Annotated in this window: 20 protein-coding genes and 2 pseudogenes; 17 read left to right on the plus strand and 5 right to left on the minus strand. The window is 62.8% G+C overall.

Annotation, left to right across the window (positions count from 1 at the left end; translation table 11 throughout):
• Positions 1 to 79 precede the first annotated feature (79 nt).
• The 4 genes and pseudogenes from P0D73_RS33900 to P0D73_RS33915 all read left to right on the plus strand — a co-directional run.
• Positions 80 to 1,741, plus strand: a complete 1,662-nt coding sequence (locus tag P0D73_RS33900; protein WP_408290988.1) for a UbiD family decarboxylase — start codon at positions 80 to 82, stop codon at positions 1,739 to 1,741.
• A gap of 59 nt (positions 1,742 to 1,800) precedes the next feature.
• Entirely contained in the window at positions 1,801 to 3,159 is a 1,359-nt protein-coding gene (locus P0D73_RS33905) for an MFS transporter (RefSeq protein WP_132381356.1), read from the plus strand.
• A 51-nt stretch (positions 3,160 to 3,210) separates the two neighbouring features.
• Positions 3,211 to 4,248, plus strand: a complete 1,038-nt coding sequence (locus P0D73_RS33910) for an XdhC family protein (RefSeq protein ID WP_408290985.1) — start codon at positions 3,211 to 3,213, stop codon at positions 4,246 to 4,248.
• 58 nt (positions 4,249 to 4,306) lie between these two features.
• A pseudogene (locus P0D73_RS33915) lies at positions 4,307 to 4,447 on the plus strand (DDE-type integrase/transposase/recombinase); the annotation flags it as partial.
• Positions 4,448 to 4,891: 444 nt separating this feature from the next.
• On the opposite strand, the gene P0D73_RS33920 reads toward P0D73_RS33915, so the two are convergent.
• Positions 4,892 to 5,314: a universal stress protein gene (locus tag P0D73_RS33920; protein ID WP_132380895.1), complete on the minus strand. Its 423-nt coding sequence runs from the start codon at positions 5,312 to 5,314 to the stop codon at positions 4,892 to 4,894.
• An 844-nt stretch (positions 5,315 to 6,158) separates the two neighbouring features.
• Between P0D73_RS33920 and P0D73_RS33925 the strand changes: the two genes are divergently transcribed.
• The 11 genes from P0D73_RS33925 (at position 6,159) to mdcH (ending at position 17,724) form a co-directional block, all read left to right on the plus strand.
• Positions 6,159 to 7,517, plus strand: coding sequence for an Nramp family divalent metal transporter (locus P0D73_RS33925; RefSeq protein WP_408290982.1), 1,359 nt, complete (start codon positions 6,159 to 6,161; stop codon positions 7,515 to 7,517).
• Between the two features lie 185 nt (positions 7,518 to 7,702).
• Positions 7,703 to 9,517: an L-lactate permease gene (locus P0D73_RS33930; RefSeq protein ID WP_408318170.1), complete on the plus strand. Its 1,815-nt coding sequence runs from the start codon at positions 7,703 to 7,705 to the stop codon at positions 9,515 to 9,517.
• An 834-nt stretch (positions 9,518 to 10,351) separates the two neighbouring features.
• Entirely contained in the window at positions 10,352 to 12,013 is a 1,662-nt protein-coding gene (gene mdcA, locus P0D73_RS33935; RefSeq protein ID WP_408318168.1) for a malonate decarboxylase subunit alpha, read from the plus strand.
• Entirely contained in the window at positions 12,013 to 12,903 is an 891-nt protein-coding gene (locus P0D73_RS33940; protein ID WP_408318167.1) for a triphosphoribosyl-dephospho-CoA synthase, read from the plus strand. The genes mdcA and P0D73_RS33940 overlap by 1 nt, the downstream gene beginning before the upstream one ends.
• A gap of 8 nt (positions 12,904 to 12,911) precedes the next feature.
• Entirely contained in the window at positions 12,912 to 13,220 is a 309-nt protein-coding gene (locus P0D73_RS33945; protein WP_132380905.1) for a malonate decarboxylase subunit delta, read from the plus strand.
• Between the two features lie 5 nt (positions 13,221 to 13,225).
• Complete coding sequence (locus tag P0D73_RS33950) at positions 13,226 to 14,077, plus strand: biotin-independent malonate decarboxylase subunit beta (RefSeq protein ID WP_408181241.1); 852 nt, start codon at positions 13,226 to 13,228, stop codon at positions 14,075 to 14,077.
• Entirely contained in the window at positions 14,074 to 14,889 is an 816-nt protein-coding gene (gene mdcE, locus P0D73_RS33955; protein ID WP_408290972.1) for a biotin-independent malonate decarboxylase subunit gamma, read from the plus strand. The genes P0D73_RS33950 and mdcE overlap by 4 nt, the downstream gene beginning before the upstream one ends.
• A 59-nt stretch (positions 14,890 to 14,948) precedes the next feature.
• Positions 14,949 to 15,344: a malonate transporter subunit MadL gene (gene madL / locus P0D73_RS33960; protein ID WP_132380911.1), complete on the plus strand. Its 396-nt coding sequence runs from the start codon at positions 14,949 to 14,951 to the stop codon at positions 15,342 to 15,344.
• Positions 15,345 to 15,358: 14 nt separating this feature from the next.
• Positions 15,359 to 16,126: a malonate transporter subunit MadM gene (gene madM, locus P0D73_RS33965; protein ID WP_132380913.1), complete on the plus strand. Its 768-nt coding sequence runs from the start codon at positions 15,359 to 15,361 to the stop codon at positions 16,124 to 16,126.
• 18 nt (positions 16,127 to 16,144) lie between these two features.
• Positions 16,145 to 16,795, plus strand: coding sequence for a malonate decarboxylase holo-ACP synthase (locus P0D73_RS33970; protein ID WP_408318165.1), 651 nt, complete (start codon positions 16,145 to 16,147; stop codon positions 16,793 to 16,795).
• Positions 16,792 to 17,724, plus strand: a complete 933-nt coding sequence (gene mdcH / locus P0D73_RS33975; protein ID WP_408318163.1) for a malonate decarboxylase subunit epsilon — start codon at positions 16,792 to 16,794, stop codon at positions 17,722 to 17,724. The genes P0D73_RS33970 and mdcH overlap by 4 nt, the downstream gene beginning before the upstream one ends.
• Positions 17,725 to 17,735: 11 nt before the next feature.
• On the opposite strand, the gene P0D73_RS33980 is transcribed toward mdcH, so the two are convergent.
• Complete coding sequence (locus P0D73_RS33980; RefSeq protein WP_408318161.1) at positions 17,736 to 18,650, minus strand: LysR family transcriptional regulator; 915 nt, start codon at positions 18,648 to 18,650, stop codon at positions 17,736 to 17,738.
• 396 nt (positions 18,651 to 19,046) lie between these two features.
• Between P0D73_RS33980 and P0D73_RS33985 the strand changes: the two are divergent.
• Positions 19,047 to 19,191: pseudogene (locus tag P0D73_RS33985) on the plus strand (ISKra4-like element ISBusp5 family transposase); the annotation flags it as partial.
• A gap of 305 nt (positions 19,192 to 19,496) precedes the next feature.
• On the plus strand, positions 19,497 to 20,897 hold the full coding sequence (locus P0D73_RS33990) for an FAD-binding oxidoreductase (protein ID WP_408318159.1): 1,401 nt from the start codon (positions 19,497 to 19,499) through the stop codon (positions 20,895 to 20,897).
• 548 nt (positions 20,898 to 21,445) lie between these two features.
• Here P0D73_RS33990 and clcA read toward each other — a convergent pair.
• The 3 genes from clcA to P0D73_RS34005 form a co-directional block, all read right to left on the minus strand.
• The gene (gene clcA / locus P0D73_RS33995) at positions 21,446 to 22,768 is read right to left on the minus strand and encodes a H(+)/Cl(-) exchange transporter ClcA (RefSeq protein ID WP_408318157.1); all 1,323 of its coding nucleotides are present in this window, start codon (positions 22,766 to 22,768) and stop codon (positions 21,446 to 21,448) included.
• A gap of 180 nt (positions 22,769 to 22,948) precedes the next feature.
• On the minus strand, positions 22,949 to 23,347 hold the full coding sequence (locus tag P0D73_RS34000; RefSeq protein WP_408318155.1) for a hypothetical protein: 399 nt from the start codon (positions 23,345 to 23,347) through the stop codon (positions 22,949 to 22,951).
• Between the two features lie 69 nt (positions 23,348 to 23,416).
• Positions 23,417 to 23,896 (minus strand): glycine zipper family protein, encoded by a 480-nt coding sequence (locus tag P0D73_RS34005; RefSeq protein ID WP_408181233.1) that lies wholly within the window; start codon positions 23,894 to 23,896, stop codon positions 23,417 to 23,419.
• Positions 23,897 to 24,988: the final 1,092 nt, after the last annotated feature.

Raw genomic sequence — 24,988 nt, forward strand, 5'->3', positions numbered from 1 at the left:
TGACATCCGTAATACTGTTATGCAATCATACAATCACACCGATTTACCCACCTGCTGGGTCTCACGCTAAGGAGACAGAATGTCATCATCGCCTCACGATCTTTCGCGAACGGCAACGGCCGGCGGTGCTCCGCGTAATCTGCAGGAACATATCTCCCGGCTGGAAGCCAAGGGGCTGCTGACTCGCATCGAGCGGCCGATCAACAAGGATACGGAACTGCACCCGCTAGCGCGCTGGCAGTTCCAGGGCGGGCTGCACGAAGATCAGCGCCGCGCGTTCCTGTTCACCAACGTGGTCGACGGCGACGGCCGGACTTATGACATCCCGGTGCTGATCGGCGGGCTTGCCGCCTCGCCGGAGATCTACGCTACCGGCCTGGGCTTGCCTGTCGAGCAGATCGGCAAGGCCTGGACGGAGGCGATCGCCGAGCCGGTTCCACCCGTCATGGTGGAGCAGGCGCCCTGCCAGGAGGTGGTGATCAGCGGCGATGCGCTGAAGGAAAACGGCCTGTCGCGCCTGCCGGTGCCGGTTTCCACGCCAGGCTTTGACGCGGCGCCCTATCTGACCGCGACGCTCTGCGTGACCAAAGATCCCGACAGCGGCGTCCAGAACATGGGCACTTACCGCGCCGCGCTGAAGTCGGAAGACCGCTTGGGTGTGCGCATGGCGAGCCGCCTGTCGGGTGCCGGTGGCTATCTCCATTGGGAGAAATATCGGGCCAAGGGCGAGCAGATGCCGTGTGCGATCGTGTTGGGCTGCGCGCCCGCCGTGCTGTTCACCGGGCCGCAGAAGCTCCAGATCGACCAGGACGAGATGGCCGTTGCCGGCGGCCTGATGCGCGCGCCGGTCGAGGTGGTGCGCTGCAAAACCATCGATCTCGTCGTTCCCGCCGATGCCGAAATCGTGATCGAAGGCTTGATCGACACCGATGCGTTGGAGCCCGAAGGCCCGTTCGGCGAAAGCCACGGCCACATCGCGCTCGAAGACTACAACATGTCCATGCACGTCACCGCGATCACGATGAAGAAGAAGCCAGTCTTCGTCTCGATCATCAGCCAGGTCACGCCCAGCGAAAGTTCCGTGCTGAAGAAAGTGGCCTACGAGCCCTTATATCTCGAGCATCTGCGCAAGGTGATGGGCGTGCGCGGCATCGAGCGAGTGGTGATGCACGAGCCGCTGACCAACCTGCGCAAGGTGATCTTCCTCCAGTTCGCGCGCGGCACGCAGCAGGCGGAGGTCTGGCGCGGCCTGCAAGGGGCCGCGACGCTGCAGGCGCAGTGCGGCAAGCTGGTCATCGCGGTCTCCGAGGATATCAACCCGGAAAACGCCGATGCGATCTTCTGGTCGTTGGCCTATCGGTCCGACTTCACACATGACCTGCACGTGACACCCTATCGCGCCAGCGGTCACGGCCCCAAGTCCGGTCGCGCGCCGCTCGAAAGTACGCTGCTGATCGACGCGACGCTGAAGCACGCCATGCCGCCGCTGGCGCTGCCCACGGAGCCCTACATGAGCGCGGCACGCAAGATCTGGGAAGAGCTGCAACTCCCCTCCCTCACGCCGCAGTCACCCTGGCATGGCTATCACCTGGGCGACTGGGACAAGCGCTGGGATGAGTATGCAGAGGCGGCGACCTCCGGCGGCTGGCGCGAGACGGGCGAGCGCACCTGGACCAACCGGCGTGGCGGCGTGAAGCCGGAAACACCGGTGCGTGAAGCTTCGGGCGGCCACGGCGAATGAGCACCAACGTGCCAACCGAAGGTAAACAGCCGTTGGAGCAGAGGCATCCGGAGACCGCCATGACTCAAAAGAATACCGTCGATATCGCCCAGGTCGTCGAGACGCAGGAACGCAGCTGGTTCACCGTGACCCTCTTCGTTCTGTGCGCCCTCGTCATGCTGGCGGACGGCTTCGACAATCAGGCTTTGAATTACGCCGCCCCCGGCATCATCAAGGAATGGGGCATCAACCGGGCCTTGATGACGCCCGTGTTCAACGTCAGCATCGTCGGCTGGATGGCGGGTTCGGTCGTCTTCGCCATGCTGGCCGACCGCATCGGCCGGCGGCGCGCCATCCTGCTGGCTACCACGCTGTTCGGCGCCTTCACGTTCGCCGTGCCGTTCGCCCACAACCTGGTCGAACTGTCGATCCTGCGCTTTTGCGCTGCGCTCGGCATTGGCGGCGGCATGCCGATGGCGGTCTCGCTGATCACGGACTACGCCCGCTCGGGTAAGCGGGGGTTGATCATTACCCTCCTCTATCTCGGCTACACCGCGGGCTCGTCCGGCGGCGGCCTTCTCGCGGCGGAGATCATCCCGGCCTATGGCTGGCGCTCGGTCTTCTATCTCGGTGGCGCAGGTGCCGTGGTGGCGGGCATCATCCTGTTCGCCGGCCTGCCGGAATCCATCCGCTACCTGATCCTGCGCAACCCCTCCAGCAAACGCATCCTGGCCTATGCCCGTAAGCTGAAACCCAGTGCGCAATTCGCGGACGACACGCGCTTTACCATCCAGGAGCAGGCGCGCACGGGTGTGCCGGTGACGCACCTCTTCACCGAGGGCCGTTCGGCCATGACCGCTTTCCTGTGGCTGGCGCTTGGCTTTTCCTTCGTCACCCACTTCTTCCTGTCGCAGTGGATGACGACGCTGCTGACCGACGAAATCGGCTTCGCCAATGCGGCCCGCAGCCAGGCCCTCTTCCAGCTTGGTGCCGGCTTCAGCTGGTTCTTCGGCTGGATGATCGACAAGAAAGGCGTACGGGTGATGACGCTGACGATGATCCTCGGCGCCATTCCGGTGGCGGCCCTCGGGTTGGCCGTGGGTACGGGCGCCAGTCTCACCATGGCGATGGCGCTGGTCTCGGGTCTGCTGGTCCTAGGGGGAAATATCGGCCTCAATGCCATTTCGAGCATGATCTATCCGACCTTCATCCGTTCGACCGCGACCGGCGCCTCCTTCGCGGTGGCGCGCATCGGCGCCATCCTCGGCCCGCTGCTCGCGGGTGTCCTGATTGCCATCGGAACGCCGATCGGAACGATCTTTCTTCTCGCTGCGTTGCCGATGCTGGCCGCCGGTGTCGCCTGTTTCATGCTCAACAGAACCATCACGCCAGAAGCCGCGCGAGAAATGTCCTTGCGCTCGGCGCTGTCGCGACACTGACGGGTTACTTCCGAAGCCCAGGTTACGGTCAGGCAATCACCCGGTATTTTCATGGATAGCGTCAATCTCGAAGTGCTGAAGGCGAGCGTTCGCTGGATCGAGGGCGGCCAGCGCGTGCTGCTTGTCACCGTAGTCAGGACGTGGGGTTCGTCGCCGCGGCCCGAAGGGGCCATGCTGGCGATTTGCGAGGACGGCTCGGTGGTCGGCTCGGTATCCGGCGGCTGCATCGAGGACGACCTGATCGACCGCGTGCGCCGGCTCGGCATCGGACCGACGCGCCCGGAAGTCCTCAAATACGGAATCTCCGCCGACGAGGCGCACCGCTTCGGCTTGCCGTGCGGCGGCACGATCGAGCTGGTGCTCGAGCCGCTGACGCGCGCGAGCGGCATCGACGATCTGTGCCGGCGGGTGGCTGCCGGGCAACTCGTCGCGCGCTCGCTCGATATGAAGAGCGGCGCGGCAAGGCTCGTGCCGGCGCACTCGACGGACGGCCTCGATTTCGACGGGCGCAGGCTCCTGACCGTTCACGGTCCACGTTACCGGATGCTCGTCATCGGTGCCGGTCAGCTCTCGCGATATCTTTGCCAGATCGCACTCGGGCTCGACTATCAAGTGACCGTCTGCGATCCGCGCGAGGAGTACACCGACGCCTGGCACATACCCGGCACGACGCTCGTACGTACGATGCCGGACGACACCGTGCTCGATATGAAACTCGACGAGCGCTGCGCCGTGATTGCGCTCACACACGATCCGAAGCTCGACGACCTCGCTCTGATGGAGGCGCTGCGAACGCCCGCGTTTTACGTTGGCGCGCTGGGCTCGCGCCGAAGCAATGCCGCGCGGCGTGAGCGGCTGGAAACGTATTTCGATTTCGGTAACGCAGAACTTACCCGGCTGCGTGGACCCGTCGGCATTTTTATCGGCAGCCGGACGCCGCCCGAAATCGCGGTGTCAATACTGGCCGAGGTGACGGCGGTCAAGAACGGTGTGGCGTTGCCGGATGGATTACGGGTCGAAGAGGCAAAGGCCGCGCTTGATATCGTGGCCAATCAACAGACGAGCTGCACCGTGGGCGAGCGTCACTGATTCATGTTGTGGATGTGGCTGAAAGATTGAAGCAGGTCATCCAAAGTTTTGGCACGCCCCGCCAGGGCGGTCATGGTGTATTGATGAGACCTATCTGAAGATCCGTGGCCGGTGGGTCTATCTGTATCGGGCGGTGGATCGGGCCGACCAGACAGTGGACTTGTCAGTTCGACCTTTCCGCTCTCGGGCTCAAGGACGCCACCGCGTCCTCGGACTGGAATGCGCTCCTGTTCAATCAATAAGGCATCCATATCTATAAGAAACATTTTGGCCACGCCACCTATGTACACCAGAGCCTAAAGACGCCTGCATTGGTCTACCATCATGCAGCGAGGAATTCCCGGAGGATCGGGGCTAGCGCGCAAAGGGGCCAATTCCTACATTCCCCAAACCCAATGGTCAGTTTTTTGAAGGCGAGCCACGCGAGCGGATTACCTCCTCGGTATCAAGCGTGTTGTCTTGGTTAACGTCGCCTGTCCGGCGGGCACCTCACCGCCTGAGTCGCCAGGCGTCGTTCCGCGTGAATTGAATATCCACTTTCTGGGTGGAAACGACGTATGAATGTCGGAGCGACGGTGCAGGCGAATGCCGCTTCCTGGCCGACGACAGGAGAATCCGACTGTCGCTATTGCGTGGTTCCGATCTAGCGAACGAGGAGTACCGGCACGTCGCAGCGTGCCAACACGCCAGTCGCTACCGAGCCAAGAATGACGTTCGCAATCCACGAGTGGCCGTGGGAACCCATCACGATGAGATCCTGATGCTCGTTCCTGGCGAATGCGGCGATGGTTTCTGCAGCGTGACCGATGGCGTACTGAGTCGTAATGGAGAGCGAATGAAGTTTTGCTGACTCGCGCAACGGCGCCAGTACGTTCTCAGCCTCGTCACGATAGTACTCTTCAACGATAGGACGGTTCAAATACCGTGTCGCGTGTACGGGAATTGGAGCGACAGCCGTAAATGCCGTATAGGTATGTCCTGGCCCGAACAGCGTGCCATGGCTTGCAACGTAGTCAAGTGTGCGTTGCGTGAACTCACTACCGTCCACCGGCAAGAGAATATTCATGGCGGACCTCACGTAAGCCGGCTGGAGAGGTCATGATAGCACCGGACAGGGCTGCGACTCGTTCAAGCGCGAGGAGTGAAAAGTGAGCCCGCTATGTCGCGCAGGCTCATCTGAAAGCGAAAGTACCGTGCACTCAACGCTTAAAGGGCATCGTGCAAGCCGGGTTACCCTCGTCACGCAAAGAACTGTGGATCGCGAATTGAATTTGTCACAAGTGGCCGACGGGCCGCGACGCGGGCGGGTCGGCGATTTGCATCCCAGCACAACCGACACCCCGCACGAGAACGGACGTAAGCTTGTTCATGACGTCTCCCTCTTTCGAACAACGCATGGCAGAACCAATGACGCACAACTGTGCGTACCGGCGCGCTTCAATGTTCCGCCGTTGAGCAGCACGTCCACTTCCCTGTTCTTCCGGAAAACAGGCTGCACCCAACCCCAGCGCGCCTCAATGCGCGATTCCCCCTCGTGTCTAGCCGTGAGGCACGCGTCGGAAATCCGCGCCACTTCATGCTTGATCCAATTTTTCGTGCAAAAGCGTCCCAATAGACATGAGGGTTCCAGACGGCCCGAACCCAAACAGAAATCGCATACTATTCAAATGATCACGCGCTGAGTGCTGCGCCACTGTCCGCTCTGCGCCGCTTCATTCATTTTGCTCCAATTCAACGGCTGGCCGGGTTCGACCCTTTGAGCCGTTCGGAATCGACTCGTGAGCGGCAGTTTCCGGCCCGACATGAGCCAGTTGCTTCACGTCCTGAAGGACGCGTGATTTTTCCGCGCGTTTGGCATAATTACTGTTGGGGAACTTCCTGACCCAACATCGCTCCAGCAGAGCAATCACATGTCCAACGATAAAGAACTGCCCGTGTCACGGTTCGCCTGGAGGTTCTCGAGGCCGGGCGACGAGTTCGATCGAAGCTTGCCGGAAGCGCATTCCTCCATCACCGTGCCGCAGGGTGGGCACTGGCTGCGCAGGCTTGCCGCATTCGCAGGTCCCGGTTACATGGTCTCCGTGGGCTATATGGATCCGGGCAACTGGGCAACCGACATTGCCGGCGGCTCGCGCTTCGGCTACACACTGCTCGCGGTGATCCTGCTGTCGAATCTCATGGCGATCCTGCTGCAGGCGCTATCGGTGCGCCTAGGGATCGCGACTGGGCGCGACCTAGCGCAGGCGTGCCGCGCGCATTATTCGAGGCCCGTTAATATCATGCTGTGGCTCGCCTGCGAAGCGGCGATCATCGCATGCGATCTCGCTGAGGTGATCGGTACGGCTATTGCGCTGCAATTGCTCTTCGGAATCCCGCTTATCGCCGGCGCGCTTATCACCGCGTTCGACGCCTTTCTGCTGCTGCTCCTGATGAACAAGGGCTTCCGCTTTCTCGAAGCCTTCGTGATCGCGCTGCTGCTCGTGATCGCGGTGTGCTTTGCGGTGCAGATCGTCGCAGCGGCACCGCCGGTCATGGCCGTGCTGCGGGGCTTCGTGCCCTCGCCGGAAATCGTGACCAACCGCGAGATGCTCTATGTCGCAATCGGCATCATCGGCGCGACGGTTATGCCGCACAACCTGTATCTGCACTCGTCGGTCGTGCAGACCCGGGCATACGCGCGCGACGATGAGGGACGGCGCGATGCGATCAGATGGGCCACGACGGACAGCACCATTGCGCTCATGCTCGCGCTCTTCATCAACGCGGCGATCCTGATCGTCGCAGCGAGCGTGTTTCACGGTACCGGCCACACGGACGTCGCCGAAATCGGTGAGGCCTACAGGCTTCTTTCGCCGTTGCTCGGGCTCGGCATTGCATCGACGTTGTTCGCGCTTGCGCTGCTCGCCTCGGGGCTTAATTCGACCGTGACGGCGACGCTCGCGGGGCAGATTGTCATGGAGGGCTTTCTCAGGCTTCGCATGCCCTACTGGGCGCGTCGGCTGGTCACACGCGGCATCGCAATCGTGCCGGTCGTGGTCGTCACCGCTCTCTACGGCGAGAAAGGCACGGCGCAGCTTCTGGTGCTAAGCCAGGTGATCCTCTCGATGCAGCTTCCGTTCGCCATTATCCCGCTCGTGCGCTTTACATCGGACAAACTCAAAATGGGCGCCTGCGTCACCCCACGATGGATGACGCTGCTCGCGTGGCTTGTAGCGGGCGTCATCGTGATACTCAACCTTAAGCTCCTGGTTGATACGGTCTCCGGATAGCGCGGGCGCTCGCCGTGGCAGCCGCAAAACTTGAAATCGATGATTTCGCCCGCTATACCTCAAAGCATCAGTCGTAATCTGTAAGGAAATAGCGTTGCCTTGGCGCTATCGAAGTTTCCCGGTGGTTGTGAGACCTCGAATGGACTACGAGCGGGGCGCGAATCCTAAGATCAAAAAGGAAAGCCATGTACCAGCAGACCTATGACCCGTTGGGCAATGCATTCCTTTCCACGATCGTTGCCGCGATCCCGATTCTGACACTACTCTATTTCATTGCCTTGCACCGCCGCCGTGATACGCAGGGCAACGTGCACTTGGGCATCTCGGCGCCCTACGCTGCTTTTTTCGGCGTCGTCGCCGCCTTTATCATCTCGTGTCTGGTTTTCCGGATGCCGGTGGTGACGGCCGTCTCGGCCTTTGCGCTGGGCTCCCTTTCTGGATTTCTGGGAATTATCTGGATCGTCCTGGCCGCAATGTTCCTGTACACAATGAGCGTCGTTACCGGGAAGTTCGAGATCGTCAAGGAGTCGATCGTCCACATTTCGTTTGATCGCCGACTGCAGTGCGTATTGATCGCCTTCTCATTCGGCGCAATCATCGAAGGCACGTCGGGCTTCGGGACACCCGTCGCGATCGCAGGGGCAGTGATGGTGGGCCTCGGCTTCAAGCCATTTCAGTCCGCCGTGCTGAATCTGCTCGCCAATACCGCGCCGGTCGCCTGGGGCGCGATCGGCACGCCGATCATCACACTCGCGGCCGTGAGCGAACTCGATCAGGTGACGCTTTCCACGATGGCGGGCCACCAGTTGCCGTTCGTGTCGGTTCTCGTGCCCTTCTGGCTGGTCGCGACGTTCGTGAAGATGGAAGGCGGGTCATGGAAGCAAGTCTTCGAAGTCTGGCCGGCAATGCTGTGCGCGGGTGGATCGTTTGCGCTCATGCAGTTCTACGCTTCCGGGAGCACCGCGCTCCATTTGATGACCGACGTGGTATCCGGCGTCTTTTCGGTGATCTGCACAGCGCTGTTCCTGCGCTTCGTCTGGCAACCAAAAACACGCTTCCTGCTCCGCTCCGAACGTGAGGCACTCGCGTTAGCAAACAAGAGCACGGCAACCACGACAACAGAAAGCACCGCGTGGAAGTACAGCTACTCAGCCGCCGAAACCGCCTATGCGTGGATGCCTTGGGTGATTCTGATCGCCTGTTGTGCACTGTGGGGCGTACCGGAGTTCAAGAAGTTCCTCAACAACCTGTTTGCCGGAGTCACATTTTCCACGACGCTGCTCGGCTCTCCGCTCAAGGGGTCGTTGTCGCTGCCTGTCTGGGACATGCCCGCGCTGCATAACCTCGTGCAACGGATGCCGCCTGTCGTACCCGTCAACGCGAAAGCGGAGGCGGCCCGATTCACGATCAACTGGTTGTCCGCCGCGGGCACAGGCGTTTTTGTCGCAGCGGTGCTTTCCGGTCTAGCACTCAGGTTGAGCGCAACGCAATGGAAGGACGCCTTCATGCAGACCATGCGCAGGATGAAGATCCCAGTGCTGGTCATTGCCCAGGTACTCGGCTTGGGGTTCCTGACGCGCTACTCAGGCACCGATGCAGTCCTCGGTCTTGCATTCACGGGTGCCGGGGTTCTCTATCCGTTCTTCGCGGCGTACCTGGGTTGGCTCGGTGTATTCCTGACGGGCTCCGACACGGCGTCAAACGCCCTCTTCGGCAGCTTGCAGCGCATCACCGCACAGCAACTCAACCTGAACCCCATCCTGATCGTGGCGACAAACTCGACGGGCGGTGTAATGGGCAAGATGATCGACGCTCAATCCATCATGGTCGCGTGCGCCGCCTGCTACGACGATCCGAAGGAGCGGTCGTTCGCACTTGGACCGATTTTCCGGACTGTATTCTTTCATTCGATCGCTGGCGCGGCGGTGATCGGCGTGATTGCCATGCTGCAGGCGTATGTCTTCCCGGGGATGATTCCGGTACCACCCGCCGTCAAATGAATGCACAAAGCCAGGTCAACGATTGTCTTGATTCTCGAACGATCGCAAGGAGTAGGATCACGATGCGACAGCAACGTATGTCGGACTGGTTGCCAGTCCCCGACGCGGCCGATACGCTCGTGGAGAAGCTACCGAGGTAGATGGTCTGTCGTAGCTGGTCAAGCACCGGGATTCGTGTGGCAGATCGCGACTTCAGGTCAGCGAGCGCATCGTTTTCGACCACGATAACGCGTGCACCTCTGCCAACCGAAACACTCAATGCGCCTTCGCAGGGCTGATATCAGTCGCCGTCACGATTGTGTGCGACCGAAGTAACCAAGGTCATCCATGACAACGGTCTCCCCGAGCGGACAAAGGACCGCAGGATAAGGTCCATCGCCGGGTTTGCGCCGTGCGTCTTGGCAATCTGCGGTGCCGCTGCCTCTATTTTGCACTCCGCGAGCTTCTGCCGGAAATACTGTCGCAACGGCATAAAGCCAAACCGGCGTCCGTACCGAAACAACGAACCGGCACCGGTTCGTATGACACGCTGTTGGTTTATCCGTATTTCACTCAACCATTCGACGGAGGAAGCCCTCGCCGAGGCTCGGGAACTCGGGCCTGCAATTCCTCGCACATCAACCGGACGATGTCCATCGCGCGGTCGAGCACATCCGTCAGCGAAACCGGGAAAACCCCTGGGCGATGCGGTTAAGCCCCCTGCCCCGTTCTGTCACGGTTTCAGCGTTCACGTCAAATGATCATTACCCTTGGGATAACAGACGCGTCCCAAGCGTCATTGAACCGGTGCACCTCGCTCCCTAGACTTGCCTCATGTCTTGAGCGAGAGTCCACATGTCCAGTCAAAGTCAGACCCAATCCCGCTGGGCCACGCGCCGTGCGGAAAAACATCGCCGCCTCGCGCAGGTTGCATCGATCGCGGATGGCATGGTGCTACCCACCGAACGCATCGTCGATGTCCTGCAGGCGCTCGTCGCCCCGGGCGACCGCGTGGTCGTCGAGGGTAACAACCAGAAACAGGCGGATTTCCTGTCGCGTTCCCTCGCGAAGGTCGATCCGGAAGTCGTCCACAACCTGCATCTCATCATTCCGAGCGTGAGCCGCGCCGAGCATCTCGATCTCTTCGAACACGGCATCGCCAGAAAGCTCGACTTCGCGTATGCCGGCGCGCAGAGCCTGCGCATCTCGCAGTTCCTGCAGGACGGTATCCTCGAAATCGGCGCGATCCATACCTACATCGAACTCTATGCGCGGCTCTACGTGGACCTCACGCCGAACGTCGTGCTGTGCGCCGGCTACAAGGCAGATCGCGAAGGCAATCTCTACACGGGTCCGAGCACCGAAGACACGCCGTCGCTCGTCGAAGCCGCCGCGTTTCGCGACGGCATCGTGATCGCACAGGTCAACGAGATCGTCGACAATCCGAAGGACCTGCCGCGCGTCGATATCCCCGGCTCGTGGATCGATTTCGTGGTGCAGGCCGACAAGCCGTTCTTCATCGAGCCGCTCTTCACGCGCGATCCGCGCCTCATCACGCCGATCCAGGTGCTGATGGCGATGATGGCGATTCGCGGCATCTACGAGAAGCATCAGGTTCAGTCGCTCAATCACGGCATCGGCTTCAATACGGCCGCGATCGAACTGATCCTGCCAACCTACGGCGAGAAGCTCGGTCTCAAGGGCAAGATCTGCCGCCACTGGACACTCAATCCACATCCGACGCTGATCCCCGCGATCGAAACCGGCTGGGTCGACAGCGTGCACTGCTTCGGCGGCGAACTCGGCATGGAAGCCTACGTCGCGCAAAGGCCCGACATCTTCTTCACCGGCCACGACGGCTCGATGCGCTCCAATCGCACGATGTGCCAGCTCGCGGGGCAATACGCGGTGGACATGTTCATCGGCTCCACACTGCAGATGGATGGAGAAGGCAACTCGTCGACGGTGACGCACGGGCGGCTCACCGGCTTCGGCGGCGCGCCCAACATGGGCCACGATCCGCACGGCCGGCGCCACGCGACGCCCGCGTGGCTCGATCTGCTGCAGACGGACAGCCCGCTGGAGCGCGGCCGCAAGCTCGTGGTGCAGATGGTCGAGACGTTCCAGGCGGGCGGCCAGCCGACCATCGTCGAATCGATCGACGCCGTCGAGGTCGGCCGCGAATCCGGCATGCCGCTCGCGCCCGTGATGATCTACGGCGACGATGTCACGCACGTGCTGACCGAGGAAGGCATCGCGTATCTCTACAAGGCGCGCTCGCTCGACCATCGCAAGGAGATGATCGCGGCCGTCTCGGGCGTCACGCCGATCGGTCTCAAGAGCGACGCAGGCAAGCTCGCGGCGCTGCGCCGCGATGGCTTCGTCGCGCTGCCCGAGGACCTCGGCATCCACCGCAGCGAAGCGAGCCGGTCGCTGCTCGCCGCGAAGAGCATGGCCGATATCGTCGACTGGTCGGACGGGCTGTACGAGCCGCCCGCACGCTTTCGGAGCTGGTAATGCGCGAGAACCTCGCAATGAACGCGGCGCAGCCGCTGCGCCAGGCGCCGGACCTGGCCGACCATTTCGGCGCACATGTGGTGGAAGCGCTGATTGACGAAGTCACGCTCGCGCCGAAGCCCGGACTCGTCGATATCCACAGCCGCGGCGCGCATCTCGATCTCGACTGGAAACTGATGTGCGCATCGGCACTCGCATTGCAGCCGACGTTCGTCGAACTGGCGCGTGCAGGCATCGAAACGCAACCGCTGCTCGCGCTGCGTGAGCGCATCGGCGGAATCGGGCGCGTTGGCGAAGCGCGCATGCTCGATGCGACCGGCGGCGTGAATACGCATCGCGGCGCGATCTGGGCGCTCGGGCTGCTCGTGACCGGCGCAGCGCGTGAACCGGCGGACCTCGCGCCGGAGGCAGTCGCCGCACGCGCCGGATCGATTGCGCGTGTGCAGGATCGGCACGCGCCCGCGCTGACCGGCAACAAGGGCGAGCAGGCGTGCCTCGACTACAACGTCGGCGGCGCGCGCGGACAGGCGCAGGCCGGCTTTCCGCACGTCGTGGACGTCGCGCTGCCGGAACTCGTGCGTTCGCGCATGCGCGGCGACAGCGAAACGGCCGCGCGCCTGAACGCGCTGCTCGCCGTGATGGCGAGCCTCGACGACACCTGCGTGCTCGCGCGCGGCGGACCCGACGCGCTCGTCGAGATGCAGGACGGCGCGCGGAGCGTTCTGGAGCAAGGCGGCGCCGCGGCGCTCGCGGGGCGCCGCGAACTGAAGGCGCTCGACCGCCGTCTCGTCGAGCTGCACGTATCGCCCGGGGGAGCCGCCGACCTGCTCGCCGCCACGCTCTTTCTCGACCGGCTTCAACGCGAAGCCGCTCACACGTCGAACACATAGGAACACACATGGAAACCATCGTCCTTGAATTCCCGGCGGGGCAACCCGTACAAGGCCGCGCGCTCGCGGGCGTCGTCGCCTCGGGCGACCTCGAAGTGCTGCTCGAAGCGAACACGGCGCACCGCACCGTCGTGAGCGTCACGACTTCCGTCGACGGCAAGGGCCGCCTCTGGCAGGCCGTGCTCGAACGCATCTTCGGCGACGGGTCGCTCCCCGCCGCGAAGCTCGAAATCAACGATTCGGGCGCGACGCCGGGGGTCGTGCAGATGCGCATCGGGCAGGTCTTCGAACAACTGAAATCAACCGGCGGAGCGTGATGATCATGGATACACAGCAACTGCTCGAACGCCAGAGCTTCATTGAGCTCGACGCGCGCAGCCGCGCGAAGAAGCTGCTCGATGAAGGCACCTTCAGCGAACTGATCGATCCGTTCCAGCGCATCACGTCGCCGTGGCTCATGCGCCAAGGCATCGTGACGCAGGCCGACGACGGCATGGTAGTCGCGAAGGGAACCATCGACGGGCAGCCAGCCGTCGTGCTTGGCATCGATGGCGGATTCCAGGGCGGCAGCATGGGCGAGGTGTCGGCGGCGAAGATCGCGGGCAGCCTCGAACTCGCCGCCGAGGACAACCGCAAAGGCATCCCGACGCGCGCCGTCATCCTCTTCGAAACGGGCGGCGTGCGCTTGCAGGAAGCCAATCTCGGGCTCGCCGCGATCGCGGAAATTCACGCAGGCATCGTCGACTTGCGGCGCTATCAGCCGGTGATCGGCATCACGGCCGGGCCGATCGGCTGCTATGGGGGCATGTCGATCGCGGCGGGACTGTGCAGCTATCTGATCGGCACCCGCGAAGCGCGCCTGGGCCTAAACGGTCCGGCGGTCATCGAACAGGAAGCGGGCATCGCCGAATTCGATTCGCGCGACCGTCCGATGATCTGGAGCTTCACCGGCTGCGAGCAGCGGCATCGCACGGGACTCGTCGACGACTACGTCGCCGACGACGCCGACGCGATCCGCGCGGCCGTCATCGAACGCTTTCGCGCGGGGCGGCCCGAGGCATGCCGCAGCGAGCGCGTCGCGGGTTTTCTGACGCGGCTTTCCGAGGTCGATCCGGGCGTGCAGGCCACGCCGGAACAGGCGGCCGCCATCTACGGCAAGGGGTTTCAGTTATGAGCACACAAGAGCTTTCGAAGCGCGGCGCAGTCTGGCTCGACGCGCTCACTTACAGCGCGCCGCTGCAGGCTGGTTATCCGCCTTCGGTGCGAGTCGCCGATGCGCGGTTGGGCGACCATCCCACGCGCTTCATCGCCGTGGTGCCCGATCCGGACAATCCGTTCCCGCGGGCGCGCGGCGGCGAGGTCGGTCTCGTCGAAGGATGGGAAGTGGCGCGCGCGGTGCGTGAGGTCGTCGATGCGGATTGCAAGCGTGAAGAGAAACGCGCGATCGTCGCGGTGATCGACGTGGCGAGCCAGGCGTACGGCCGGCGCGAGGAAGCGTACGGCATCCACCAGGCGCTCGCCGCCGCCGCCGATGCCTACGCCAGCGCGCGTCTCGCGGGCCATCCGGTGATCGGGCTGATCGTCGGGCGCGCGATGTCGGGGGCGTTTCTCGCGCACGGCTATCAGGCCAACCGCCTCATCGCACTCGCCGATCCGAAGGTCATGGTCCACGCGATGGGCAAGGAATCGGCGGCGCGGGTCACGCTCCGCTCGGTCGCCGATCTCGAAGCGTTCACGGCGCGCGTCCCGCCGATGGCCTACGACATCGACAACTACGCATCGCTCGGGCTGCTCTGGAAACTCCTGAGCGTAACCAACGCCGATGCGCCGACCAACGCCGATCAGACCACCGTCGAGAAGGCGCTGCAAGCCGCTTTCGACGACATCCGCAACGACCCGTCGCGCGGTCTGGAAAGTCGGCTCGGCAGCGAGCACCGCGCGGCCTCCGCGACGGTTCGCCGCAAGCTGCGGGAGCAATGGCGGTAGAGCGTCACTTCTCGCACCGGCTCGTCAGAAGCCAATAAAGGTATTACAGGAGACATGAAATGATCATCTATGGAACTGCACTTCTCGCGTTCTGCCATCTCGCGGGACTCTTTCTCGGCGACCTGCTCGGCGTCGCGATCGGCGTGAAGACGAACGTCGGCGGCGTCGGCATCGCGATGCTGCTGCTGATTTTCCTGAAGCTCTATCTGCAAAAGAAGGGACTGCTGCCGAAGGAAACCGAATTTGGGGTCGGCTTCTGGGGCGCCATGTACATCCCCGTCGTCGTCGCGATGGCGGCTAACCAGAACGTCGTCGCCGCGCTCAAAGGCGGCCCCGTCGCACTGCTTTCGGCATTGGGGGCTGCGGCCGTCTGCGCATGCTGCATTGCCGTTCTTTCCCGCACCGGTCGCGATAGCACATCGTTCGTGAACGCTCCGCATCTTGAAGAAATCTGAATCAGGAGTCAGTCATGTTGCAAATTCTCGATAAAAATCTGATTCAGAACGGCCTCGTCACTGCGTTCGCGCTGGTGGGCCTCATCATGTGGGTGTCGTCGCTGATTTCGCGCAAGCTGACCTTCGGCCGCGTGCACGGCTCGGCAATCGCCATCGTAATCGGCCTCGCGCTCGCCTATGTCGGCGGCGCCTTCACCGGCGGGCAAAAGGGTATCGCCGACCTGCCGCTCTTTACCGGCATCGGTCTCATGGGCGGCGCGATGCTGCGCGACTTCGCGATCGTCGCGACCGCGTTCGAGGTGCAGGCCACCGAGGCGCGTAAGGCGGGACTCATTGGCGTGGTGTCGCTGCTGCTCGGGACCGTGCTGCCGTTCATCGTCGGCGCGAGCATCGCGCATGCGTTCGGCTACACCGATGCTGTCAGCATGACGACCATTGGCGCGGGCGCCGTCACGTATATCGTGGGACCGGTGACGGGCGCGGCGATCGGCGCGAGCTCGGATGTGATCGCGCTCAGCATCGCGACGGGCCTCATCAAGGCGATCATCGTGATGATCGGCACGCCGCTCGCGGCCGGTTTCATGGGACTGAAGACGCCGCGCTCCGCGATGATCTTCGGCGGCCTGGCGGGCACGGTGAGCGGTGTGAGCGCGGGTCTCGCCGCGACCGATCGTCGGCTCGTGCCTTACGGGGCGCTGATCGCGACGTTCCATACGGGCGTCGGCTGCCTGCTCGGACCTTCGCTGTTGTTCTTTGCGACTAAGGCTTTGATGGACGCTTGATGGCTTGGGAGAATCCTCTTGTCTACCTCTCACGAACCGCTTCGCCCGCACGACCTCCTGTGGATCAGTGAGCGGGAGGACCTTCGTTCGACATCGGAAGTACCTGGATGGGCTTCGCGCGAGTGGCTTTCGCACGCGCCGGTGGTCATGCGGCGCGAAGCGGTCGGCGAGCAGGGCGTGGTGCCGGTCGGGCTTCGCGGTCGTGCACGCAGTGAGCGGTTCGCCGCTCACGTGGCGCGCGAGCGCATTCGTCTCAGCGTCACGCCCGAGGCGCTCACCAAAGGCCGCGCCTGGCGGACGAACGCCGCACTCACGACGCTGCCCTGCGTGCGCGCACTCAGTCGCATCGCGCCAGAACTCGACCGGCTTCGGTTGACGTGGGGCATCACCGGCAGCGTCGGCTTTGCGCTTGCGAGCGGCGTGAGCACGCTGCGGCAGGACAGCGACCTCGATCTGCTGCTGCGCGCATCGAAGCCTCTACCGCGCGACGAAGCCCGCTCGCTTCTCGCGTTGCTGCAAGCGTCGCCCGCGCGCATCGACATGCAGGTCGACACAGGCCGCGGCGGGTTCGCGCTCGCGGAATGGGCCGGCAACGCGGATCGCGTTCTGCTGAAAACGGGGCATGGACCCTTGCTCGTATCGGATCCCTGGGTTGGCGACGCATCATGAGCGTACTGTTCACATTCCCCGGTCAGGGCTCGCAGCGCCCGGGCATGTTGCATGCGCTCCCGTCTCACGCCGAAGTCGCTCGAACACTGCAGGAAGCCAGCGACACGTTGGGCTACGACGTCACATCGCTCGACGATACCGATTCGCTGCGCTCTACCGTCGCGGTGCAACTTTGCATCTTGATCGCGGGCGTCGCTCAGGCACGCGTGATGAGCGCCCGCGGCTACGAACCCGACATGGTGGCGGGGCTTTCGATCGGCGCCTATCCGGCCGCCGTGATCGCGGGCGCGCTTCAATACGCCGACGCCGTGAAGCTCGTCGAGTTGCGCGGCCACTTGATGGAACGCGCCTACCCGAGCGGCTACGGCCTGACTGCGATCATCGGCATGACGCAGCGGGCGCTCGAACGACTGATCGCGCAAGTGAACAGCGAGGCCACGCCCGTGTTCCTTGCGAACATTAACGCAGAAACGCAGATGGTCGTTGCAGGAAGCGATGCTGCCATGCACCGCCTTACGACGCTTGCGATCGAATACGGGGCGCAACGCTGCGAGCGTCTCGACGTGGCGACTCCGTCGCATTGCGCTTTGCTCGACGCACCCGCGGTGGCGCTCGCCGATGCCTTTGGCCAGATCACCGTACGCGCGCCTCGTATCGTGTATCTGAGCAGCAACATTGCACGCCCGCTTTTTGACGGCCCACGCATCGCGGCCGATCTTGCAGGCAACATGGCGCGGCAGGTGCGCTGGCATGACACCGTGAGGCTTGCGTGGGAACGAGGCGCACGCCTCGCCGTCGAGATGCCGCCGGCCAACGTGCTGACCCGGTTGAGCAGCGCGATTCTCACAGAGGGGATCGCGGTGAGTTGCAGCGAGACGGCGCTGCCGGACCTTGGCGCGCTGATCGAGCGGGAACGGGTGCGCGAGTGAGGGCTGAAACCTCAGCCAGCCCTTCTCGTGCAAAGACGGCAGACGGCCATCAGCGCCAACAGGTTCGGGTCGCGCTCGCGTGCGTGCAGAAAGCTGACACCGATTGACTGGCGCATCAGGTATTGCGGCTTGAGAGGAATGAATTGCACCTTGTCGCCGAACACGCCACGCACGCGGCCTGGTAATAGCGTATACCCGACCCCGCCGCTCACAAGGTTCATCAGCGAAAAAATATCGCCGACTTTCATGGTCACCTTCGGCGTGAAGTCCGCGACGCGAAATGCCTCCATAAAGCCTCGATATGTCACGAAGCCCTCGCCGAGGGAAACGAAGGTCTCGTCGCGGCAGTCCCGCAAATCGACCGCCTCCTGGTTCGCGTATGGTGAACCGGCAGGCGCCGCGAAAAAGATGTCGTCTTCGAAAAGTGGGATGGAATCGACTTCGGGCTCGCCGTCCGGCAAGGCCATCAGGGCCGCATCGACGGTGCCCTGTTTCAGCTTGTCGAGCAGTTCGGCATTCGAACCGAGCACGAGTTCGACTTGGAGCGTCGGCCGCCGCACCTTGATGTCGACAACGATGTCAGGCACGGTCCTGATGGTCAGCGAGTACAGCGAGCCGATCTTCAGCCGGTCCGACGAATACCCCGCCGCCTCACGGGTCGCGTGAATGCCGGCGGACATCAGAGTGAGCACCTCTTGTGCCACATCGGCGAGCATTTGCGCAGCTTCCGTCGACTTGAGGTTGCGGCCTTCATGCCGGAAGAGCGCACATCGTACGCCCTGTTCGAGCGAGTGCAGCGCTCGATGCACGCTGACCGTGCTCACGTTCAGCGCCTCGGCTGCCTTCGACAGGTTTCCGGTCTCCATGAATGCGAGCAGGACTTCCAGCTTGCGAAAGGTGATCTCATCGTCGATTCGGTCGCGCATTTCGATCCGGGGGAAGGTCAAAATTGACAATTATCGGCGCATGAGACCGCTGGACAAGTAGCGATAACCCCGCATTCTTCGCGACAAGCGGGCGGGCATTGCTGTCGTCAAGAACCTCGGAAAATGGCTTAGACCAAAAAAGTTTGCTCCGGCTTCGAAAACGCGACTTTCTCGCTTCATTAAGTCGATGTCGGGCATTGCGTCTCCTCCGAATGGCTTCATAACTAATGCCCCGGACGGCTTTGTCGCATGTCAAGCCACGCGCTTCGATTCGGCTCGCGCGGTTGGTCTTCGTTTTCGTAACGTAACCCGCGCGCCATCAACAGATCAAATAACCTGGATAGCGGATAGTTAGCCTCGGTGAAAATTCAAGTCTCGCGCTTCACCCGGCGTATTCAGAAGCGGCGCTGGAGTCGAGTGGGAGCACACAGCGTCGTGCAAGTGCGCGTCGCTGTTGAACCAAGAATTTGACGAACTCGCTCGGCGACAGTTTCCGTGGATTGGACAACGACGTGTTACATGGACCTGGCAGAGAACATCCCCCGGGGTTTTTAACGGCTTCCATCAACACTTGGGGTCCTGGATGTTGTACGTCTTAAGTGCTGATTGAATGACTATGGGTTCAGCCGCCTTAATCCTGTCGCGAACCTTGATATGCGGCCTACATTTTCCTAGAGTGAAGCTGGGCCGCATTGGGCCAGAGTTACGACTAGAAATCGTCAGTTGTCCATTTTTTCGAATGCACTCTGTATACGTCATCGGCGCGGGACTTCGCGGTATTTTATGTAGCGCTTGACGCCCACATAGGCGTACTGATTGATTAGCAAGTCGCCGAAGGAGGATGCGATGATCAATTCTTCTGAAATTCGGCAATCCGGCTTTCGGGGTGAGCTCATTCAGTCTGAGGATCCGGATTACGATGAGGCGCGTGCCGTCTTCAATGTCTCGATTGACAAGCGTCCTGTGCTGATCGCGCGCTGCGTCGACGCCGACGACGTGGCAAGGGTTGTGGTGCTCGCGCGCAAGCACAACCTGCCGCTTGCCGTACGCAGCACCGGTCACAACGTCGCCGGATATGCCGTATGCAACGACGGCGTCGTGGTCGATCTGTCGCGCATGAAAGCCATCACGGTAGATCCGTCGGCGCGCACCGTGCGTGCGGAAAGCGGTTGCAATTGGGGCGAAGTCAATGACGCGCTCCAGCCGTATGGCCTTGCCGCCACGGGCGGCTTCGTGTCAATCACCGGCGTGGCTGGACTGACGCTGGGCGGTGGCCTCGGCTGGCTCGTTCGCAAGCATGGACTTGCGCTTGACAATCTGCTGGGCGCCGAGGTCGTGCTCGCCGACGGTCGCAGGGTGAAGGCCAGCAGCCACGAGAATGAGGATCTGTTCTGGGCGATACGCGGCGGCGGAGGCAACTTTGGTGTGGTGACTTCGTTCGAATTCAAGGTGCACCCGGCCGGAACGGTGCTCGCTGGCATTGTGCTCCATCCCGCCGGAGCAGCGGCGGGTGCAATCCGCAGATGGCGCGATCTCGAAGCGGAAGCACCGGACGAATCGACGCTAGGCGCGCTTCTGTTCCACATGCCGGACGATCCTTCACTGCCTCCACCGATGCGCGGCGCCCCGGTCGCTGGTCTGGGTGGCGTCTACGCCGGGCCGGTGGAAGAAGGCGAGAAAATCCTACGGCGATTGCGCGAATACGGGCCGCCCCTTGTCGACAAGTTCGCACCCACGCCATACAACGATGCGCAGCGCATGGCGGACTTCCTGTGGCCGCCGGGCCTGCACAGTTACTGGAAATCGAGCTACTTCAAGGCGTTCGACGACGCGGCCGTCGACATCGTGGTCGATCGTTTCGCGCATGTCCCGTCACGGCATACCGTGATCGTCCTGGAGAACTATGGCAACAGCGCATGGAGCCGCGTTCCCGAATCGGCGACCGCGTTCGGGCATCGCAACTGGCCGTGGAATATCGTGGTAACGTCTGCATGGTCCGATGCAAAGGATAGCGAACGGAACATTGCGTGGACGCGTGAGCTGCTTGACGCACTGGGGCCGTACAGGGCGCCGGGTGCGTACGTAAACTATCTCGGCGGCGACGAGGGCTTCGCAGGATTGCAGGCGGCGTATGGAACCAAGCTCGGGCGGCTCGGCGCGATCAAAGCGCAGTACGACCCGACGAACCTGTTCCGCCTGAACCAGAACATCGCGCCTGCGCCGCACGCGGACGCGCCGGGGGGATGAGTCGGTCTACCGGTCGTGCAGGCCGCCCGTTGCGAAGCACCGCGCAGGCGTGGCGGCATCGCTCCTTCGCCGTGCGAGAAAACAGTCCGCACCCTATTACGACACGATCCAGCGAAGCTCGGCGTAACGCAGGCAAGCCGGGCGGTCGCTGACCGGCCGAGATGGAATGGACACCGCCCTCGCTGCGGGGAATCGGCCATATCCGACCCGCACGCACTGTTAATGTGTGAAACGAAGGTTGACTGTGAGATGGGCCGCGATGCAGGCCAAGTTCAGAATAGCTGGGCGCCTAATTCGCGCGGGCTGCCCGCTTTGACCGTGCTGATGAATGTCCTGCATTCGTTGCGTCGAGCGATTCGATCATCGCGCGCTGCGCACGTGCTTCCGCGATGACGCGCACGTTGCGCATCTGGTAGCACAGCAACGCACCGATGATCGGGCACGAGGCCTGCTGCCCGTGTCCGGAATCGCAGCGTCGTCGCGTCCGGTACGGACTCGCAACCCAGGTCAATACCCACAGTGAGAGCGCCAACTCACCGACGGGTCCATCATTGCGCAGGTTTCCCTGCGTGCCCGCTTTTATGCGGAAGGCGCTCGCCCAGCGAATCGTAGATCGGCGGACAGCGCAGCAAGATGGGAACGATCATCGCGCTGAAACATGCGGTGAGCATCGGTAAAAGTAGGGTGAAACTCCCCGTCATTTCAGTGGCGAGGACGATGCCGGTAATCGGCGCGCGCACGACGGCCGCGAAAATGGCCGCCATCGCTACCACGGTGAACGCGGTCGGATCAGCGGCCACCCCGGGGAACCAGTGCGTGCAGATCCGGCCGAACGCGAGGCCCGTTTGTGCGCCGAGCACGAGCATCGGCGCAAACAGTCCGCCCGGGGTATTCGCTGCATATGACACGGCACCCAGCCCGAAGCGGATCAGGAGCGTGAGCGCGATGCCGGAAAGCGCGCCTGTGCCCACGAGGGCGCTCTGTGTGACCGCGTCGCCGCCACCCACCAGGTCCGGCGCAAGCCACGCGAGCAGTCCTACCGCTGCGCCGACAAGCGCCGCGCGCGTTTCGACCGGCCAGCGTGCGAGCCGGTCGGAGGCGGCGAGCGCCAGGAGTATTGCGCGGCAATAGGCGGCGCCCAGCAGCCCGACGACGACGCCGAGGGCGAGGTGCGCCGGCACCGTGCCGAAGCCCGGGAAGGGCTGCGCCGCGAACTGAAAGTCCGGCGAGTCGCCGTGCATCAAGCGCGCCACCGCGATTGCGCCGGCCGATGCGCCGAGTGCCGCGATGGTCGTACGCGTCTCGAAGCGGCGCACCAGTTCCTCGAGTACGAATACCGCGCCGGCGATCGGTGCATTGAATGCCGTCGCAAGTCCGGCACCGGCGCCCGCCGCGAGCAGGACCCGGCAGTCGTCCGCATTGCGGCGAAAGAGTGTACCGAGCAAATGAGCGATCGAGGCGCCCATTTGAACCGTGGGACCTTCGCGGCCCAGCGCGAGCCCGGCGCCGATGGCGAGCACGCCGCCCACGAACTTCACCGGGATGAGCGCCAAGGGCGCGGTGGGTTGGTCGCCGTTCAGCACGGACTCGACGTGAGGGATGCCGCTGCCGCTCGCCTCCGGCGCGAAACGCCTGACGAGCCACGCGGCAAGTGCGGTCGATGCCGACGCGGCGAGCAGCACGAGGACGAAGCCGACGACGGCATGCTCGGAACGCGCCCACGCAATGAACACGTCGCGCGCCTGGTCCGCTCGTCCGAGCGAGAGCCGGAAAAGCGTTCCCAGCGCTCCGCAGGCCGCACCCGCGATGAGCGAAACGATGGCGAGCGCGACGAGCTCTGCGTGCTGCTTCTCGACATCCTCGCTGTTCATGATCTACGCATGTCCGATTAGGAGCACGTGCAACGGAGAATCTCCGATGACGCTGGCATGTGGCCGCTTCCATGACAACAGCGGAACCCGGTGCTCGAAGTGCGACATCGGCGCCGGGGCGATCCGGGTTCGTGCCTCCCGCGCGACGCGATTGGCGCGGCATCCGGAGCCGCGAGCGAGCTACGACGGCGTACAGGCGCCGAAGAGCACGAACACGTCTTCACGGTTGACGAGGGTCGTGGACATGCTGCCCGTCTTGGTATCGAGTGCAATGCTCCAGCCGTAGCCCAGCTCGGTGCCTTGAAGGAGCAACTGGCCCTCGCTCGGCTCCATGTGCCGGATCTCGGTGGTGCGCTGCGACCCGATCACGGCTTTTTTGGCGAAGTTGATGCGGATGAATTGCGGCGCGCCAAGGACCGCCGGCACCGTTCGATAGCAAACCTCCCCGACGCCGCAGAAATGCGCATCGATAGTGGCGCACAACAGCGGCTTGCTGCCGTCGAAGTCTGCGCCGAGCACCCATGACGGCGTCGAGCAAACGAGGATCGCGAGGGTGCTTGTCCGCAGTGTCTTCAACATAGCTGCTTCTCCTGCCTGTCGTGAATCAGCGAGCAAGCGCTCGATGGACTGGATCACCGGCGCCAGTGACTACTCGACTGTGTAGCCACGGCCGGTCATGCACGCTCCCACCGCACGGTTGTATGTCGAAAGCTGACTCGACGCCTGTTGCTGCATGCTTCCCTGCTCCATAGCCGCTTGCTGTTGCTCGCGCCGCATCCGCATGCCGCTCCCCATCGTTCCGACAAGTGCGCCGATTCCCGCTCCCTCGCCCCAATGGCCGCCAGCGGCGCCGCCTATCAGCGTTCCGAACAACGCACCGCCCGCAGCGCCGCGGAACAAGTGGCCTTGCTGCGAGGGTGGTGGTGGGCTGCTCGCCATCTGCTGCGCGAGCGCGACAGGATTGACGCCGGTGGTTTGCTGAGCCCACGCCTGGCATTCTGCGGTGTCCGTTCGCTGGCGTTCCGGGCTCTGCCCCCGGGCGGGATAAATGATGGGCTGCTGCGCCGCTGCCGCAATTGCCAGCGACGAGATCGCCAGGCCGATCGAAAGTCGAACAATTCGTTGCATTGCGAAAAGCCCCAAAAAATGCTTTCGAATATTCGCCGACCCGCCTATCGACGGCGGTGAACACGCCGTCAAGGCGCAAAGCCGAAACCGGAACCGTGCACGTCACCACCGTCCCGATCGGCCCGCCACTTCCTTGCCGTGACGTATCTCTTGCGGCCCGAGGTTTCTCAGAATCGTTGACGTCGTCTTCGAGATCCGCCTGGCGCGCACGACGCTTGGCCATTGCGAATATGAGACAAGCATTCGTCGATGAGCAGACGACGGTTCGCAACTCATGATGGCTGAAAGGAGTATTGATCTCGTCTGCGTTAAAAGGCAATTGAACTTTGGTCCAATATCGCTTCAACCGCATCAAACATTTTCGCCGCGTCTCCACTCGATATGACAAGCTCGCCGACAGCTATCTCGTGTTGCATCGCTTGCCCGCGCATTTGGCACCGTCGCAAATGTGAACACAGCCTTCCAGGATATGCCGCCAGTATGCGGCTCGCGGCGCGGATCTTGAGGCGTAGTGTGGTTTTCCCCGACACGGTCGGATCGATTCGGCTGGCGGCCCGGACTGTGGATTGCCGCGGACGTTACGTATCTCACGGGCGGCCGGACAATGATCAATGGCGTCGAGAACCAAGATCTGCAAAGCAGTACTCGCTATGGGATCACGTTGTCGGTTCCACTTGCTGCACAATGGTCAACCAAACTCGCATGGTCGCGTGGGTTATCGACACGCATCGGTGGAAATTTCCAGACCGTCGCGGTCGCGCTCCAATACCGCTGGTTCAATCGCTGGCTGAACGTGGAAACACTTGGGCTCGCCACTATTCGCGCCACGACTGGTGCGCTTTTACAAGGATCTGCAACGTGCCGGGCGGAGACTCGGACTTGTCCCACGTCAGCGGACGGTCGCGGCCCGTAATAACGCAATGGCGCCGTGGGCACGTCGCGACGGGTGGAGCTGGAGTTGCCCCGGTTTCGCCAACGGGTTACAGCTCGGGTTGCAATGCTCTCACGCCTGGCGTCGTGCGCGCCTTCACGATGCGGTCATTTCGAAGACGTGGTAGCTCCATAGTGGCAGATCCAGGTAAAGACCGCGTA

The sequence above is a fragment of the Paraburkholderia sp. RL18-101-BIB-B genome, assembly GCF_046026985.1.
In the GTDB taxonomy this organism is placed as follows: Bacteria; Pseudomonadota; Gammaproteobacteria; order Burkholderiales; family Burkholderiaceae; genus Paraburkholderia.